The organism is Tolypothrix campylonemoides VB511288_2, assembly GCF_045999855.1.
Lineage (GTDB): Bacteria > Cyanobacteriota > Cyanobacteriia > Cyanobacteriales > Nostocaceae > Scytonema > Scytonema bouteillei_A.
Map to the genome: position 1 here is coordinate 1 of NZ_JBFPMW010000024.1, position 15,184 is coordinate 15,184.

At 40.7% G+C, this 15,184-nt stretch carries 21 protein-coding genes and 1 pseudogene; 17 read left to right on the plus strand and 5 right to left on the minus strand.

The annotated features are described in order from the left end of the window. The first annotated feature begins 215 nt into the window (after positions 1-215). From AB0756_RS38910 to AB0756_RS38965, 12 genes are all read left to right on the plus strand, one after another. Positions 216-431, plus strand: a complete 216-nt coding sequence (locus tag AB0756_RS38910) for a hypothetical protein (protein ID WP_038072015.1) — start codon at positions 216-218, stop codon at positions 429-431. A gap of 396 nt (positions 432-827) precedes the next feature. Further along, entirely contained in the window at positions 828-1,043 is a 216-nt protein-coding gene (locus AB0756_RS38915; protein ID WP_038072016.1) for a hypothetical protein, read from the plus strand. Further along, entirely contained in the window at positions 1,030-1,332 is a 303-nt protein-coding gene (locus tag AB0756_RS38920) for a hypothetical protein (protein WP_038072017.1), read from the plus strand. Before AB0756_RS38915 ends, AB0756_RS38920 begins: the two co-directional genes overlap by 14 nt. A 35-nt stretch (positions 1,333-1,367) precedes the next feature. Further along, positions 1,368-1,607: a DUF3846 domain-containing protein gene (locus tag AB0756_RS38925; RefSeq protein WP_038072018.1), complete on the plus strand. Its 240-nt coding sequence runs from the start codon at positions 1,368-1,370 to the stop codon at positions 1,605-1,607. Positions 1,608-1,625: 18 nt separating this feature from the next. Further along, complete coding sequence (locus AB0756_RS38930; protein WP_408037010.1) at positions 1,626-2,129, plus strand: hypothetical protein; 504 nt, start codon at positions 1,626-1,628, stop codon at positions 2,127-2,129. Then, on the plus strand, positions 2,126-2,314 hold the full coding sequence (locus tag AB0756_RS38935; protein ID WP_038072019.1) for a hypothetical protein: 189 nt from the start codon (positions 2,126-2,128) through the stop codon (positions 2,312-2,314). Before AB0756_RS38930 ends, AB0756_RS38935 begins: the two co-directional genes overlap by 4 nt. 1 nt (position 2,315) lies before the next feature. Beyond that, positions 2,316-2,534 (plus strand): hypothetical protein, encoded by a 219-nt coding sequence (locus AB0756_RS38940; RefSeq protein WP_038072020.1) that lies wholly within the window; start codon positions 2,316-2,318, stop codon positions 2,532-2,534. Beyond that, the gene (locus AB0756_RS38945; RefSeq protein WP_038072021.1) at positions 2,527-2,730 is read left to right on the plus strand and encodes a hypothetical protein; all 204 of its coding nucleotides are present in this window, start codon (positions 2,527-2,529) and stop codon (positions 2,728-2,730) included. The genes AB0756_RS38940 and AB0756_RS38945 overlap by 8 nt, the downstream gene beginning before the upstream one ends. Then, positions 2,727-3,173: a hypothetical protein gene (locus AB0756_RS38950; RefSeq protein ID WP_038072022.1), complete on the plus strand. Its 447-nt coding sequence runs from the start codon at positions 2,727-2,729 to the stop codon at positions 3,171-3,173. Before AB0756_RS38945 ends, AB0756_RS38950 begins: the two co-directional genes overlap by 4 nt. A gap of 65 nt (positions 3,174-3,238) precedes the next feature. Next, complete coding sequence (locus AB0756_RS38955; protein ID WP_038072023.1) at positions 3,239-4,090, plus strand: hypothetical protein; 852 nt, start codon at positions 3,239-3,241, stop codon at positions 4,088-4,090. A gap of 2 nt (positions 4,091-4,092) precedes the next feature. Beyond that, positions 4,093-4,566, plus strand: a complete 474-nt coding sequence (locus AB0756_RS38960; protein ID WP_050046032.1) for a hypothetical protein — start codon at positions 4,093-4,095, stop codon at positions 4,564-4,566. A 120-nt stretch (positions 4,567-4,686) separates the two neighbouring features. Beyond that, complete coding sequence (locus AB0756_RS38965) at positions 4,687-4,956, plus strand: hypothetical protein (RefSeq protein WP_038072024.1); 270 nt, start codon at positions 4,687-4,689, stop codon at positions 4,954-4,956. On the opposite strand, the gene AB0756_RS38970 is transcribed toward AB0756_RS38965, so the two are convergent. Together AB0756_RS38970 and AB0756_RS38975 are read right to left on the minus strand one after the other, a co-directional pair. Next, complete coding sequence (locus AB0756_RS38970) at positions 4,939-5,097, minus strand: hypothetical protein (RefSeq protein ID WP_408104049.1); 159 nt, start codon at positions 5,095-5,097, stop codon at positions 4,939-4,941. The two genes, AB0756_RS38965 and AB0756_RS38970, sit on opposite strands and share 18 nt — an antisense overlap. 75 nt (positions 5,098-5,172) lie before the next feature. Continuing rightward, positions 5,173-6,261: pseudogene (locus tag AB0756_RS38975) on the minus strand (transposase); the annotation flags it as partial. A 434-nt stretch (positions 6,262-6,695) separates the two neighbouring features. Here AB0756_RS38975 and AB0756_RS38980 point away from each other — a divergent pair. Beyond that, entirely contained in the window at positions 6,696-6,992 is a 297-nt protein-coding gene (locus AB0756_RS38980) for a hypothetical protein (protein WP_038072025.1), read from the plus strand. Positions 6,993-7,047: 55 nt separating this feature from the next. On the opposite strand, the gene AB0756_RS38985 is transcribed toward AB0756_RS38980, so the two are convergent. Continuing rightward, on the minus strand, positions 7,048-8,916 hold the full coding sequence (locus AB0756_RS38985) for a lipoxygenase family protein (protein WP_408104050.1): 1,869 nt from the start codon (positions 8,914-8,916) through the stop codon (positions 7,048-7,050). 469 nt (positions 8,917-9,385) lie between these two features. Here AB0756_RS38985 and AB0756_RS38990 point away from each other — a divergent pair, with 469 nt between their 5' ends. Further along, positions 9,386-9,982, plus strand: a complete 597-nt coding sequence (locus tag AB0756_RS38990) for a calcium-binding protein (RefSeq protein WP_038072027.1) — start codon at positions 9,386-9,388, stop codon at positions 9,980-9,982. A gap of 383 nt (positions 9,983-10,365) precedes the next feature. On the opposite strand, the gene AB0756_RS38995 is transcribed toward AB0756_RS38990, so the two are convergent. Continuing rightward, complete coding sequence (locus AB0756_RS38995; protein WP_408037383.1) at positions 10,366-10,533, minus strand: thermonuclease family protein; 168 nt, start codon at positions 10,531-10,533, stop codon at positions 10,366-10,368. 68 nt (positions 10,534-10,601) lie between these two features. Then, on the minus strand, positions 10,602-10,895 hold the full coding sequence (locus AB0756_RS39000) for a thermonuclease family protein (protein WP_408037371.1): 294 nt from the start codon (positions 10,893-10,895) through the stop codon (positions 10,602-10,604). Positions 10,896-11,079: 184 nt separating this feature from the next. On the opposite strand from AB0756_RS39000, the gene AB0756_RS39005 reads away from it, so the two are divergent. The 3 genes from AB0756_RS39005 (at position 11,080) to AB0756_RS39015 (ending at position 15,002) form a co-directional block, all read left to right on the plus strand. Next, entirely contained in the window at positions 11,080-11,640 is a 561-nt protein-coding gene (locus AB0756_RS39005; RefSeq protein ID WP_408037373.1) for a GIY-YIG nuclease family protein, read from the plus strand. A gap of 288 nt (positions 11,641-11,928) precedes the next feature. Further along, positions 11,929-12,186, plus strand: coding sequence for a hypothetical protein (locus AB0756_RS39010; protein ID WP_038072031.1), 258 nt, complete (start codon positions 11,929-11,931; stop codon positions 12,184-12,186). A 353-nt stretch (positions 12,187-12,539) separates the two neighbouring features. Beyond that, on the plus strand, positions 12,540-15,002 hold the full coding sequence (locus AB0756_RS39015; RefSeq protein ID WP_038072033.1) for a pentapeptide repeat-containing protein: 2,463 nt from the start codon (positions 12,540-12,542) through the stop codon (positions 15,000-15,002). Positions 15,003-15,184 lie beyond the last annotated feature (182 nt).

A 15,184-nucleotide genomic window follows, 5' to 3' on the forward strand; every position in this document is an offset into this window, starting at 1 on the left:
TGTATCCATTGAGAAGGCAAGATATGTTATGGTCCACCCAACGAAGCCAGTCAATGGACTGCCGGAACGGAACGTAGTGGAGTTCGGGCAATGATGGGCAGGATATGAAAGTTTTTGCCATCGCGATAGGATCTAGCCTGTTGCCTGTTTAACTTGCACGGCAGCTTATGTTATTTTTTGGAAACGTGTTCCCTAGTTGAATTTATGTGAAATATATGAACAAGTCAGATCTTTTAAACCAAGCTTTTCTCTTTGGTGCTGAAGCTAGAGCCAATCATCGCAAGCACTCAGTTCCCAACAAGGATGACCGAGAAGATTTGATAGCTGTTGCAGGAGTCAAAAATTGGGGAGATATTCCCCTAATCTTACGGTTTAAAATATACAAGACTTTTGCAGAAGGATATGATTCTGAAGAAAAATTTTATTTATAAATGGAACTTTTAGAAAAGCTACAATTTCTCAATTTAGCATTAGATATCTTAATGAAGATGAACTAATTCTCAATTGAATATTGTAGCAAACAATTCGAGAAAAGGTTTTATATAGATACATTTGATGAAGTGCTAAAATCCATAAAACAAACATCTGGATCGGCAGAAGGTGCTGAACACCTTTTAGAAATTAGGAGGAAAAGCTCATCTCCGTGAAATTATAGAAGAAACAGGCTTAGCTCCTCATATTGTCAGTACATTTTAAAGCAAATTGTATAAAGCAAAAAAACTTGATAAAATTAAAGTTGAAAAATCTAATAACTTTAGTATGCGAGGATTGAACCCAAAATATATATATGCTTTATTATCTGTAGAAGAAGTATTTGAAGGAGAATTATGAACAATAAAGAAAATTTTAAAGTAGTGGTCTCAACAATTCAATTTGATGAAGAAGTAGGGACCTTTGGGAGTAATTTAAGAATTTATAAAGAAGTTTTTGTTTGTGCTTCAAACCGAGATAGCGCGATTGACGCTGTTTTAGATGATGAAAACTTTTTGGGATATAAATTTGAAAGTGTAGAAAAAATAGAGAAGACAAATGGAAATCTTTAAAAACAAAGACAAGATGAGTTTACAACAACGAGCGATCGCAACTCACTTCGAGCAGATGATTGAGAGCGAACTCGAACTGTGTATGAATAATTATAGAGAAGCGACTGGTGCGGTTAACTTGAATTATGATGAGCTAACTGACGAAGAAATGAGAACTTTAGACTCCACAAATCATGAAATGGACGTTATTGCCAAGTACTGGTTCTTGCGTGCTGGTAATTTAATTGAACTTATTTATAAAAAAGATTTCCAATTAGCTGAAAAACTTAGAGATAAGTATTTAAAATAGTATAATTATAAGAATGATCTTTAGGAGTTTTACATATGGCTAAATTTATTGATATATCGGGAACGGAAAAAGAAATTAACCTTGAAAGCTTGGAGCAGATTCAAGAATTCATTGGTGGTTATTTCGAGCAAATTGATATTGAAGGAGGGCTGCTTATGGTCAATGAAGATGCAGTAGAAAAGAATCTACCAGTTAACGGGAAAGCGTCTACACTAGCTGGGCAGTCAATTAGAGGTAATGCGATCTTTGCGACTCATGAAGAAGTCGCTAGTTAATCCAACGGTATTTAAAGAATGCAATTACAAGAACAGCTTAAAGATTTTCTCAAGGGTATTTCCTTAATGAGGAGCCAGAAGAAGGAACCAGGCTGGAAATTCTCTTGCTATGAGGAGCTTTACTTGAAATATGGGATTTTTATGGAACCAGGAATTGCTCCTGAAGATATCAAGGGTGCTCCTTCTCGCTGCTATTACAACTGTCACCAATTAATTCGCAAAAGGGAATACAAGAACTTAACTTATGTAGAAGGGTATGCGATCGCTCTAGATGTCAGCTTTCCCATCAATCATGCTTGGCTGATGGATAGCGATGGATGCGCTATAGACCCAACGTGGAGGGAAACAGGTCTCCTTTACTTTGGAATACCATTAAACAATAGCTGGGTTAAATCCTTTATTAAAGCTCGCCCTAGAAATTACGATCTAAGCATTTTCACTGGTAATTACCTAGAAGATTTCAGTTTGCTAAAAGAAGGATTACCCCCTAATGCAATTGCAAAATTGAAAATTAATTTATGAACAAGCGCCTTTATTTTACGGAAGAGAAGGTTTGTATTGGCTCTTACAACGAAGTTGCTAAATACGAGCAAGAGACGAAACAGAGCTATTGGGCTTCGGATTTTTTCAATCTGCCTACAGATTACAATCCTGTAGGAAAGACGCTACAGGAAATAGAACAAGTTCAATTATCTTTAAGTTCGTAGAATGAATGAATTTATCCCTGAGAAGATTTCCGATATTAAAGTTGGTGACTCCGTTTTGTTAAAATGGGATGGTTATCGCGGAGTTCCCAAATATTTGTCTGGGAGTTGGGCAGAAGTTATCGAAATTAAGAAAACTACCATTATTGTTCAACCAGCAACCATTGTAGGAACTATAACAATCAAGGTTCAACAAATTTCTAAGGTAAGACAACATGACTAGAGAACAATATTTAGAGCAACAGAATAACAAGCTTTTAGCGATAGCAGATCAAGCCAAACGTCTGCTATTGAGTGAAGGCATTTCAGATGCGACACCAGAAGTTATGAACCTTGTGGAAGCTCTTGAAAAATACGAGACAGATTACTCTAAAATTGAACCAACACTTGATAAACCTTGGTACACCAGTTATAAATGAACACGCTTGAATTAAAACCCGGTCAAAAAATTGGCGTTTTTTATTATAACGACCGAAGGGGAAGTAAAGCTGCGATTGAAGAAGTAGCCAAAGTATCACCGACAGGTTACGTAACCCTAAAAAATGGCAAGCGGTATACCCCCAAAGGCAAAGAGGTAGGGGATGAGAGGTTAAGTCCTCCCAGACTTTGTTCCGTGGAAGAAGCGCAAAGCATTATACAAAAAGCTGAGGACAAACAGCGACAAAGGGAGGCAGAACGGCAGGCTTACCTAGCATCACCACAAGGTAAAAGGGATGCAGCTGTAAATGAATCTGTACGGAGTGCGATCGCCACATTGAATTCTCTCGGTTGGTATAGCGATATTGACGGTGAGATGGACGTTCTGGAGTCCGAACTTAAGCAGAAAATCAAAGCTTATCTTGAAAGGCACGAACCCATTTAATTGCATAACGATCACTTAAAATTATACAGAGCAATTAACAATTTAAGAACCTTTTATAAAAAAGCATGGCTAAGAAACCATCAGGTTGGTACAAACAAATCGTGCGCCGTCCCGTCAGGTACGTGGAAGGTTACGAAAGTTATGAGAAAATGTGCGGTTATGTGGCTGAAATTTTCTTTTCAATTAGCGAACAAAAACTGCGCCAAAAATTAATATCTAACCCCAAAGAAACCATCAATATTACTGCTTACACTCTTTACAAAGTAGGAGAAGCACAGTGTCCGGCATATTGGGCGAGCAATGAACTGCTGAGCGCACTCATGCAATCAGAAATATCTGTTGAAATTGATAACTTGAATTGGGCAATCAAAACAGGATTTTTTATGTTGCCCAAAGGTGTAATCCTTTCTCCAGAAAAGCGGAGTATTAATGCCATTTTTTGGCATTACGATCCATCTGAAAAATTTCTTTACTGGACGGCAACTGATGGAGCGAGTTTTTTCTGCCGTCGCTTTTTAGTGAGCGACAATTCAGGAAAGTTTACCTATGCTGACGTTCAAGATATAGATCCGCAATTAGTCAAAGATTTTAATGAATATTTACAATCGATTTTCTTGCGATTGATTTTGGTGATGGAATGCCGTCCCGAACTGGTTGATTCAGAAGAACAACAGCAAAAAATTACAGTTAATAAAGGTTTTGGGAAAGATGCAGCCAAAGACTTCTACGAACCTCTTTGGGTTGGACGGACTTATCGAATCAAACGAGAAAGAACTCAAGAAGGTGATAGTAGTAAAGGTGGCACCAAAAGCCCGCATTTGCGTAAAGGTTTTGTACGCAATCAACCTCATGGCGAAGGTAGGAAGGAGAGGAAGGTGATTTGGATTGAACCAGTTATAGTTATGGGTGGAGGTTAACAATGTATTACGGATACCGCTGCTATGACAGTCAGGGAGAGCCTTTAGGTTGGCTGTATACTTTCGAGAATAATACGGAGTATGCTTGGACTGATAAAAATTTAACTTGGTGCAAGCGATGGAAAACAGAACGCGGCGCAAGAAAGAATTTTAATAATTATAACAGCCGCTGGCAGTTTGCCAGTAAAGGTGGTTATTTAACAATTGCAGTCATGCCGGATATACCCGAGCCTGAATCTGCCCAATCTCGTGCCTTAAAGCTTTTAGAAGAATGGGGTGATGACAAGGAACGGCAGGCTGACCTCACCTTGCTAGAAGGAGAACGGGATGCAGTTGTAAATGCAGCCGTGCAAGCTGCGATCGCTATACTCAATCAACACGGTTTGTATGCCGACATTGATGGAGAAATGGAGGTGCTGGAGTCCGAACTCAAGCAGAAAATTAAAGCGTATCTTGAAAGGCACGAACCTATTTAATTGTATCAATTATTATAAAATTTATAAAACAATTAACAATTCAAAAACCATTAGGAGAAGGTAGGAAGCAGAGAAAGGTTATTTGGATTGAACCAGTTATGGTCATGGGTGGGGAATAAAATGAAAGAACTGTCAAAGGAAATTTTAGATTTTCTAGAAAAATACGCCGTTCGGAACTCTCAAGAAGCTGATGACTATACATCGCCTTACTCATCACCAGATGCAGATGAGTTATTTGCTGCAGCTAAACTTTTAGAACTAGAACAAACACCTATTCCCGTTTACTCCAGCTGGGAAAGCGGCGGATACAAGCCTTATTCTTCAAAGGAAGGCAGGGAATGGCACGATTCTTTGGTCAAAAAAATTAATTTTTTAGCTGATAAAAAGTAGAGGATTTCTTACTGAAGCGGTTGTAGCTGGAGAGACCAGAGCGCGATCGCATAACAGCTTGCGCCGTATCGCTCCTATCAAGTCACTATATAAAGCGTACAGTATGAGTTTTTTGAAGGCGATCGCACTCTTCGTTCTCATACGCAAGTGCGATCGGCTATCTCAGATCTTGCACCTGGAGATTTGAATGTTAATTCCTTGACTAAGTGCTAGTTCTCTCAGGCGCTCAATATGATGTAAAAGAAGCAACACTACTAAATGTGGAAAGAGAGTTTGGAATGCAATTTCAGCGGCTTGTCCCCAATCAGGCATATTTGAGGCGAGATCTGTGGATAAATAAGCCCAATGGGCTAAAACATAAGAAATAAGAGACAATACCAACCAACGATAAACACCTAAAAGAGTCCCTTGCCCAAAACGATGCAACCCAAAGCGGTGTTTTGCAGTTTTAAACCAACCCTCAATCTGCCATCGACGTTTACCCCACCAAGAAATGGTGCTAGCTTTGAGAGCTTTGGTAGAGATCACAAATCGTTTTTCATACTTGCCATCATGACGTTTAAAGTAGTACCAAGATACAGAGACAGGGAATTTCAAGCCGTGAAGGTGGAGTTGTTGTCCACGTTTATGTAGTTGAGAAACACAGCGTCCATCTGTTAATTTACGGGTGCAAGCGATACCAGCAATCACGTGGTACTTGAGCTTGCGGACACCATGTAGAAACTCGATGCTGCCAAAAGCTGTATCTACGAGAACCATGACTGGGAAATGCTTGGTGAGTTGTTTAGGCAAACATTTGACCAACTTCAATCCCAACTGTGCGGGTGAAGGAGTCCCTTTTCCTCTCCAGACACGGAAACTCCAAGGAACGCGCCAGCGACCAACAACTAGATACGCGACAACCAAATGCAAGCCGCGTTTTCCGTGGTAGACGTGGATTAAATTTGACAAGCCCTTAAATTTTCCGCATTTCTCCAAAGTTGTCAAGTCAATAATCACTTGTAGAAATGGTTGACGCCCCTTGGGACAATCAGACAAAATCTCCTGAATAACACGGTTACGGATAGTACGAATTACATTCAATGTTGACCAATTGTAAATATTGAGAAATCGGCTTAAGGCGCTATTCGACTTACTTTTACTATGTTCAGGTAAAGGATAACCTTGTGCTGTTAAGAACAATCCCAACATAGCTTCAAGATTTTCCTGTTGGTAGACAGAGGGCATTAGTGATAGTAAGGTGTAAACTAAGTTTTGGGCGTGGGCAAGAATGTTTTTCATTGTTCTTGCAAGATTTATATGCATTTCAACGCCCTTTTTCTCATATTTTGGTACAGAATTGCAAATGCAACCGCTTTGAGTCAAAACAAAGGTTAACATTTGACAAAGAATGATAATCGTTGAGGGAGGGGAAGTGGTCGCCGACGGCGACCACTTCCCCCCACATACAACTTCAAACATAAAAATAAGGGTAGAGGCGGCTCCCGTCAGGAGCCGCCTCTACCCCCTCTTGACGATTATCATTTAATTAAAAGAACTTAGTTGATAGTTCTCTAAGCATTTATCAGGAATAAGGCTAACGTCTTGAGATAATTTAATTACAATATAGTACTTAAGCTTCTTTCGTTTCTCTTTGTTACACTTTTACGTCTTTATTCGCAGATCTGCGGGTTACCCTTACAGGTGCAAGATATCAGTTACCCAAGTCCTTGAGTTCCTACTTTAGAAAGCCAGAGGATATGCTAAGGTCGGGCGCTTGGGCGAAGGTAGCCAAAAAAAGTAACACGACAGGTGGTTTTCATCGCAATAAGTTTTACTTTTCCGGTTCAAACAAAAAGGTTCCGACTAACCGTCGGATGCATGGCAAGCTAAGGAGCCAGCGCCGTGCGGGGGTTCCCCCCGTTGAGGTGACTGGCGTGCAAACAAGTATTTCTCCAGAGCGAAAATACGGTATCGTGCAAGTCCTAGAGGCTCCTTATATCCGTCAAAAACCCCGCGCTATCGGTTTCCCTACCCTTAAGCACATTAATGCTTAAGTTTGGATAGGTTTTGAGTAGCGCGCTTATACTTATCAGCTTGGTAGCACACATTTCAACCACTGGTACTGTTAGCCATACGAGAAGGTAAAAAGCCAGGGTAGCATTCCTCTCGGCGTTTATTTCGTTGTTCGATCTGTTTTTCTACAACCTCCAAACGATTTTGCAAGCCTTTAAGAACAGCAATAGCTCGCGGATCTTGAAAACTATTGACACCAAAATCTGTAAATGCTTTGACATCAAGTTTGACACCAATTCCCGATATGACGTTAACTTGTGCAAAAGTTGGTTCTATACCAGGAAGAAAACTTGTTAAACTCTTCTCATCTTCAATTGTTCCCTTGGTAATAGGAACAGGCTGATAAATAGCTCCAGGCATATTAGGGACAAAAGACATATACTGATATTGAGTCCAGGCAATGGCTGAGTGTTGCGGACCTGCTGTAAAAATAATTTGTGTTAGCAGGTCAATTAACTGGTCGCGGTCTTTTAGGTAGGATGGTAAAGAAGTGACACCAAAACCTCCATCACTAACAGGTGTCCGTAAAGCTTTTAACCAATTTTGTAACTCGAAATCCTCTCGAATATCTTTAGAAGATCTGTAGTAAATTCCTACATACCGACTGACATACTCGGATAGAGCATCCCAAACCAGCACTCCGTCATCTCGATAGGGAAAATCTTTTAATAAAGAGCGATCGCCAACACCGCGCCTTTGTAAATTGTTCGGCAGAGCAAAGTTGCTGAAGTTATCGAACATCTCCGAGACACCAAGGTTAGTCAGCTTGAGGGAGCTTTCTAAAGTACCTCCCAGAATGACATCTACGTATCCCCCTGGGTTAATCAACACCCGATCGCCAAAAGCATTGATGGCCATTGTGAACTCAAAATGGGGTTTTAATAGGACGTTCACTGGATGAAGGGCAGGGAGTTCGCGTACAGTCGCCAGTGCAATGGGTTCTAGAGCAAGATGGGTTTGACCCAGATGACGGACCAATTCATGAACGGAAAAATCAGCCATTTGAGCGATGAGCTTGGCTAGAGTCCAATCTACTCCATCCAAGGGAGTACAAAGCAAACTTTCTTGAGGAACTTGCCCGAGTTGAATGGCAATGGGAATTAAACGCCAATTACCACGGTTGCGATCGGCGTAATAAAGAGCGATAGGAGCAATGAGATATCGGTTTGTTTTTGAAGTAATGCCATCAGTCGCAAGGATTGCATAATCAGTTACAAACAGACCACCATTTTTGGTAGCACTTTCAAGAGTTTCGCTAACGTATGCCGTTCCTCTAGCAGCACCTAGAACGGTTTGAAAAATCTCATTTGTTATCCCCAGTTTTTCTTGAAGATCGTAATTGAGTGCTAAAACGTTGGTAAGTTCCATGGGATTGGGACCCCACAGCCGTTGCCCTGCAAATATCGCATCCTTGCGAAAGGTTTTAGCAATATCCGGTACGGGTAAAACTTGAAAAACATTTGTGTAGTCTTCTAATGCGAGAAAAGGTTTGGGATTTTGGAAAAATGCTTGTTGATTTTCTGTAATTTTCCGGGTTATGCTTGCCCGATTACTGCTATAGCCCCCATCAAAAGCCTCTTCGATCGGTAAAGTTGATACCCTAACAGAGTTTGGCAGTCGAGGTGTTAGCTGGTATTTAGAGCGTGCAATCTCAAGCTGCTGTTGGCGTTCTTTTTGGGATGCCAATGAATTTTTTTGAGGTAAAGTTGGGATTTGAGGATTGGCAGGAAGCGTGGGTTCTCTTGGTTGAGTGTCACTTACTATAAAATGTTCCAAGCCTGGAGCACAAATGAAACCAAGGAGCGCTAGCATGGTACGGCGCGAGAAAACGTACTGCTCGATTAATTGTTGGTGTCTTTGTTGTCGGTTTGGCGATGCTGCAAAGCAGCCGCTACGCGAACGCATAACGTGTTCTCCCCCAAAAATGTGACTTTAAACTTACAGCAGTAATACGGGCTTTGAGAGGAAAGACACGGATAAATTTTACAAAACTATATCGGATGGTTTCAGCATATATTACTACTACTGTTTGTTTGAAATTGGCAACAACAAAGCGCGATCGCAGCAAATCGTTTCAAACATTTCCCAAACTTTTGTTTGTATACCTGTTTACTACAAAACTTTACAATTGACTGCGTGGCGATACGGCTTAAGTCGGCATCGCAGTTAACTACTCTGCAATTTTGATTTCCCTCATAACCAAGAACACTAAGGTCCCATTCTGATAATTATAAACAAATGTAAATGTTTTTAAATCTTGCATAATTCCCCTTAGTACTGCCGATAAGTCCGTAAAGGTTCGCACAGAGGCTCACCTCTGAGAATCAGAACTTACACAGACACACATCGCACAACTTATACAAGGAAATTTGACATGACTTACTACTACGATGGAACTAGCGGCGACGACAGCTTCAACTACTACGGTTCTGATACCCTGTATGCCTCCGGTTATGGTGGTGATGATTTTATCTGGGGTAACAATGGCAACGATACCATCTACGGTGATGAAGGGAACGATACCTTAAAGGGGTATAATGGCAACGACTCCTTGTATGGTGGATTGGGTAACGACTTCCTGTATGGTGAAGATGGTAACGACTCCCTGTATGGCGGTGCAGGTGACGACTCCCTGTATGGTGGCAACGGGAACGATCGCCTGGATGGTTATGCAACAAGCGGTATTGAGTATGACACTTTATCAGGTGGAGCGGGTTCCGATACGTTCGTTCTTGGCGGTTACTGGGGAGTTTCCTACCAAGGCTGGGGTTTTGCTACCATCACGGATTGGGATGCATCATCAGATTACATTGAAGTGAAAGGTTCTTCGAGTCAATATACTCTCAAGTTAGAATCCTGGTCTGGTAGTTCGGCTCTAGATACTGCAATTTACTATAACAATAACGAACTTATTGGTGTTGTACAAGATACAACTAACGTCAGTATCTCCAGAGACTTTATCTTTGTGTAAATAGCCAAGAATCTGTACTGTCAGCATCTCGCTTCACTTGCCATTCTACGATTTCGCTTCATTTCAATTGCAAGTCACAGTTTTTTGATATTATACATAGGCATTGCAACCTTTACTAAATAAGGGACATTGTTCCCCTATAAGCGTCGCGTGCTCAATCATCTTAACTTTTGCTTTCCATGAAGCCAAAATTGCAGAATGGCAAGTTAGCGAATGCAATTATGTTTGCAATCTACAAGCATGATTTTATGGCATATTTGCTAAAATCTAAGCGATCGCACTACAGATACGTTCAACAAGCAGGCAGTTGGCTTATCGCACTTGTTTGCGACACTCAAGCTTATCGCTATCCGGCAGATAAGTTTCCCTCAGAACCAATCGCCTCACCTCCTGCGACTTCGCCGAAACTCCCAAGGCATGGTTGGGTTACTCTGATTCCAGAAACCCAACTTTTTACGCTTGGCTTCGGCTTCAGCTTTAAGGTATTGGTCTTTGGTAGCAGCACAGTTATCCAGGTAGCGTTGGTAGACAACAGCTTGCCCTTCCTTCACGAGTTGCAAGTTGACAGAGCGATCGCCCAAAAACAATTCGGCTACCAAACGCCCGTAGCGATACGGCTTTAGCCGTTAGCTTCGCTATCGCGCTCGATTTCCCGCACCCGTACCGCTTGACCTTTAGGAAGAAGTTGGCGCAGGCGTTGGGTTGCAGCTGCACCCCAAGGAGCTTGTGCTCTTTCAGGGGCGTCAATGCACGCCATTCTGATAGTTTCCGTTTTGCCGTTCGCAGAAATACGCACGGTATCGCCATCTCCAACGCTAACTATATTAGATAAGTTTTGAGCGACAGCTGCCCAAGGAGACAGAGCAATAGCAACAGTCAGTAGTAATAGTTTGGGATGCTTGGTTCGTCTCACGGTTAATTCTTTCAATTCTTCTTCATTAGCTTTCCCCAATTACTGGATGCGATCGCATTCTATGTAACTGAAATACACCTCTGGCATTGCGATGTATTCATACGCACCTCATAGAAGAGTGCGATCGCATCCCAACTACACCATTTTCAAGTATCATCGTTAAGTTGAACTCAAAGCACTGCTTGTGGAACCCCAACAACTTGACTTATTCTCACCTCCACCACCCACACCAGCGCTCAAGCAAGAGCAGTTGGTGATGGACGCTGATGCTTTACTGAAGTGGAAGTCTCAAATAACGGCGTACCAGCAGCGCGTGAGAGAAAGTTTGGCACCCCAGCAAACTGCCCTCTTCAACCTGACCCCAGTTCACTGCGACCCCGAGAGGATAGATCCGTTCACCTTAAAGCTCGTGCCAATGTCTTTCTACAGAATGCCTGCTGATTCCCCTGGTGAAAGTTGTTTGTATTTTGTGCGCGACACCACGGCTGAGATTGTTCTCTACATTGGCGAAACGTGTCGCTCAAACAAGCGATGGAAGGGAGTACACGACTGCAAGCGCTATGTCGAGAAATATTTAGAATTGCATTATCGGTATAAAATGACAGCAACTGTTAACATGAGTTTTTGGTGGGATGCGCCTATTAAGACCAGACCCAGACAGCAATTAGAACTAGCACTGATTCAAAAGTGGCGCAGTCCCTTTAACAAGGAGATGTGGGAAAAATACGGACAACCCTTTGGGTGAGGAAAAAATGTTTGAGCAGAATTACGGAATGGCAGAATTTAATGTTGTAGTTAGTTATGGACAAACAAAACAGAGGTTAACTAAATGACAAGTGAAGCCTCATTAAATTAAATTTAATTAACTCTTTATACTAAACCAGACCGTACTGCTAAAAAAGTAGTGCGGTCTTATGATTTATCACCGGAACTTTTACAAGACTTAACATAGCTGGCAAGTTTAATTCAGATAACAACTGCGTAAGTTGATTCTACTGCCATCTATAAATAATTGCTACTTCAAAAATCGCATATGACTACTTATTCAAGTCAAATACAGTTTGGCGGTCTAGATGTCCTTTGGTATAAAGATGCAGACGTGGTGCTTGAAATCAAGAATCGTCAGGATGTTATTCCATATGATAGTGTACCTGCTACGGGCACTGTAGTCATACGGTCAAGACCTAATAGAAATGGCAGGATCACTTTTTTTGACAACGCCAATGCGTTCTTAGCGTCTGCACAGTTCCCAGGCAAGGGTCTTGTAGGCTACCGAGGACAGCTACAGTAGTCTCGTCTATAGTAATGCGATAGCGAGCCTTGCCTTGCGCGATCGCTACCGAACAAATTGTGTAAGTAACTTAGTTCGTATATAGAGTGTTGTAGTTTTAAAAAACTAGCTAGCAATGATTTGTTGAAGAAGGCAGAAGTACGAAGGCAGAGGGCAGAAGGTTCCATTTAGAAGGGGATTCAGACCCCTCCTAAATGGTAGCGGGGTCTTAAACCCTTGTTCCCTTTGGTCACTCGCAGAGAGCGGAGCCAGTATTCTCGAATGCCTCCAGCAAAGCTGCCCTCTGCCTTTGTTGATAAGAATACTGAAACTAAAAGATTCATTCAAACCTGTTTATAGTTCTAAAATACTATATGGGAAGTAGCAAGCAGTTGATAGCAAATGAACGTGGTATTATCTCCGGTACTGATTTGATAAGAAGTATCATTCATAATGAACCAATTGAGCCAATTGATGGGGGGATAGTTGAAGATTTTATTAAATTAAACTCTGTTAGTTACGAACACAAACTCGTGTTACGTAATATAATTTTTAAAGAGCATTTTGATCTCAGTGAAGCTCACTTCAAACGCTCGCTTGACTTGACAGGCTCTACTTTTGAGCAAAATGTTAACTTTTCTGATACAGAAATCGAGCGAAATTTAGTACTGACAGAAGCAAAGATTAAAGCCCGTCAAGAAAAGTATCAAAACCTCACTAATTTTGAACGTGTGTATGTCCGAGGAATTCTAGACGCACGAGCATTACAGGCTGATGTTAAATTGAACTTCAACTACAGTCGAATTGGAAATTTAGTACTCCACTCCTTACCCGAACAACAAACAATTTGCAAAGCAGAGATTTCGCTGATTGGAGCCAAAATTGTATATGAATTAAATTGTAGTGGAATGAAAGTTGCTAAAGATTTAGTTCTTCAAAGCGCAGAAATTCAAGGAGACTTCTTTTGTAATCTCAGAAAAGGCTATTGCACTGAAGTGATGGGTGATGTATGGATGATTGATACAAAAATCTTGGGGAGAGCAGACTTTAGTGGAGCTAAGATTGCAGGTGATTTAGAACTGCAAATTTCTGAAATTAAAGGTGCTTTAGATTGTAAACCAGAGCAAGACGATCGACAGCAGTGGCATTATACTACAATTGGCGGAAAAGCTATTCTTAGTGGAGCAAAGATATCACCACTTGTAGATTTTCGTGGTGCGCGAATTACAAAAGGTTTGTCTCTTGAACGAGCTGAAATTAACGGAAACGTATTTTGTCAACCTTGGGAAAATTCTCGGACTGAAATTCTCGACTTGGTAAACTGTGTTGGAGTCCAAGTTACAGGTTCTATGAGATTTAGTGGAGCAAGAATCTCCGGCGATTTAGATCTGAAAGGAGCCAGTATTAAGGAAAATTTGTTTTGTCAGTTTGAGAATACTAATTGTACTGAAATTCAAGGAAGAGTGAATTTGACAGAAGTACAAGTTTTTGGTTCAGTTGACTTTAGTGGTGCAAAAGTATCTGGTGATTTAGATTTAAAACGAGCTGAAATTAAAAGTAAATTAGACTTTGAAGTGAAAGAAACCCATCGCACAGAAATTGGGAATAATATTAATCTTGCTGGAGCGAAAATACTAGGCAGTGTCAACTTTAGCGGTGCTAAAGTTGCTCGAGATATAGTCTTGAAAGGAGTAGAAATTGCAGGCAGTGTAAAATGCAGAATCTCCGAAACATTCTATACAGAGGTTGGACAGAATGTTAATCTCACTAGAGCAAAAATTTCCAGTTCAGTTGATTTTACAGGTATAAAAATTCAGGGGAATTTTAAGCTAGAGGGAGCAGAATTTTCTAGTAGCTTTGTATGCGACTTAAATCAAGTTAATCTAAAAAATATTGAGAAGAGCGAAGCAAATTTTAAAGAATGTACAATTCGTTGTTTATCTGTTAAATTTGCTCCATCATTAAAGCATACTAAACTTAATCTTGCATTTACAAAAGTGGTTAAATTAATTATTAGCAATTCTCTGCCAGACAAAGGATTTATTAATTTGGAAGGGTTTGAATTTCAACAACTGGAGTTACCTGACGAATCAGAAAGTAATGGAAGTAATGGAAATAGATATATCCAATTTTTAGAGGCAACCAAACCATTTGATGAAGGGAGTTATCTTTTTATGGAAAATTGGCTCCGAAATCAGGGCGCACAGCTTGATGCCAACCGTGTTTACACGGAAATGCGGCGTCGAAATCGAAGAGAGAAAGTCAGTTTAGAGATAAAGCCAATTCGGAAATGGCGGTTATTGTTAAAAAGTTATCGTGGATGGTTGCGGCTGACTAAGATCCTTTGGATAGTTTCCGTTCAACAAGTATACGATTGGGTTTTGGACTTTACGATTCGTTACGGTACAGCAACCAATCGGTTATTTTTCTTTTACTTTTTACCCGTACTCATGTTTTCATGGTTTTTATTCTTTAATTTACAATCAGTAGAATTAGACTGGACTCTAACGGCCAGTGACTTAACTAGCTCACAAGTGATTGAACGGTCAATTCAACAAAAACCACGACTCTTAGAAAATCAACTTTCAGTTCACCCCACAAGAAAAGATTGGACATTAATGAATGCCTTTTGGCTGGGTTTAAAGACAAGTATTCCAGTTATACCATTTGCATCTACTGATAAATGGACTCCCTCTTCTCAACCAATCGCATGTTTCAACACAAAATTGTGCTTGATAAGTTACGATACCTATGCTAAATTTATCGCTTTACTAGGTTGGATTACAGTCCCATTATTTTTAGCAGGGATATCTGGTATTGTGAAAAGGCAACCTTAATAACTAATCTTTTTTAAAGGGCGATCGCACTCTTTAAGCTGCATCGGCTCGCGAGTCAATTTTACTGACTCAGATAGCGCCATCTAAAATTCAAAGTAAGACGCTCTATCCTCTGGAGTGCCACTCGTTGTCATTCCTTTAGATCACGAACAGTTAGCGATCGCTCACTGCGTACAATGGAT

Excerpts from the sequence above, each read along its gene's own strand:
- AB0756_RS38910 (WP_038072015.1), top strand. The coding sequence starts at position 216 with ATGAACAAGTCAGATCTTTTAAACCAAGCTTTTCTCTTTGGTGCTGAA.
- AB0756_RS38915 (WP_038072016.1), top strand. The coding sequence starts at position 828 with ATGAACAATAAAGAAAATTTTAAAGTAGTGGTCTCAACAATTCAATTT.
- AB0756_RS38920 (WP_038072017.1), top strand. The coding sequence starts at position 1,030 with ATGGAAATCTTTAAAAACAAAGACAAGATGAGTTTACAACAACGAGCG.
- AB0756_RS38925 (WP_038072018.1), top strand. The coding sequence starts at position 1,368 with ATGGCTAAATTTATTGATATATCGGGAACGGAAAAAGAAATTAACCTT.
- AB0756_RS38930 (WP_408037010.1), top strand. The coding sequence starts at position 1,626 with ATGCAATTACAAGAACAGCTTAAAGATTTTCTCAAGGGTATTTCCTTA.
- AB0756_RS38935 (WP_038072019.1), top strand. The coding sequence starts at position 2,126 with ATGAACAAGCGCCTTTATTTTACGGAAGAGAAGGTTTGTATTGGCTCT.
- AB0756_RS38940 (WP_038072020.1), top strand. The coding sequence starts at position 2,316 with ATGAATGAATTTATCCCTGAGAAGATTTCCGATATTAAAGTTGGTGAC.
- AB0756_RS38945 (WP_038072021.1), top strand. The coding sequence starts at position 2,527 with ATGACTAGAGAACAATATTTAGAGCAACAGAATAACAAGCTTTTAGCG.
- AB0756_RS38950 (WP_038072022.1), top strand. The coding sequence starts at position 2,727 with ATGAACACGCTTGAATTAAAACCCGGTCAAAAAATTGGCGTTTTTTAT.
- AB0756_RS38955 (WP_038072023.1), top strand. The coding sequence starts at position 3,239 with ATGGCTAAGAAACCATCAGGTTGGTACAAACAAATCGTGCGCCGTCCC.
- AB0756_RS38960 (WP_050046032.1), top strand. The coding sequence starts at position 4,093 with ATGTATTACGGATACCGCTGCTATGACAGTCAGGGAGAGCCTTTAGGT.
- AB0756_RS38965 (WP_038072024.1), top strand. The coding sequence starts at position 4,687 with ATGAAAGAACTGTCAAAGGAAATTTTAGATTTTCTAGAAAAATACGCC.
- AB0756_RS38970 (WP_408104049.1), bottom strand. The coding sequence starts at position 5,097 with ATGAGAACGAAGAGTGCGATCGCCTTCAAAAAACTCATACTGTACGCT.
- AB0756_RS38980 (WP_038072025.1), top strand. The coding sequence starts at position 6,696 with ATGCTAAGGTCGGGCGCTTGGGCGAAGGTAGCCAAAAAAAGTAACACG.
- AB0756_RS38985 (WP_408104050.1), bottom strand. The coding sequence starts at position 8,916 with ATGCGTTCGCGTAGCGGCTGCTTTGCAGCATCGCCAAACCGACAACAA.
- AB0756_RS38990 (WP_038072027.1), top strand. The coding sequence starts at position 9,386 with ATGACTTACTACTACGATGGAACTAGCGGCGACGACAGCTTCAACTAC.
- AB0756_RS39010 (WP_038072031.1), top strand. The coding sequence starts at position 11,929 with ATGACTACTTATTCAAGTCAAATACAGTTTGGCGGTCTAGATGTCCTT.
- AB0756_RS39015 (WP_038072033.1), top strand. The coding sequence starts at position 12,540 with ATGGGAAGTAGCAAGCAGTTGATAGCAAATGAACGTGGTATTATCTCC.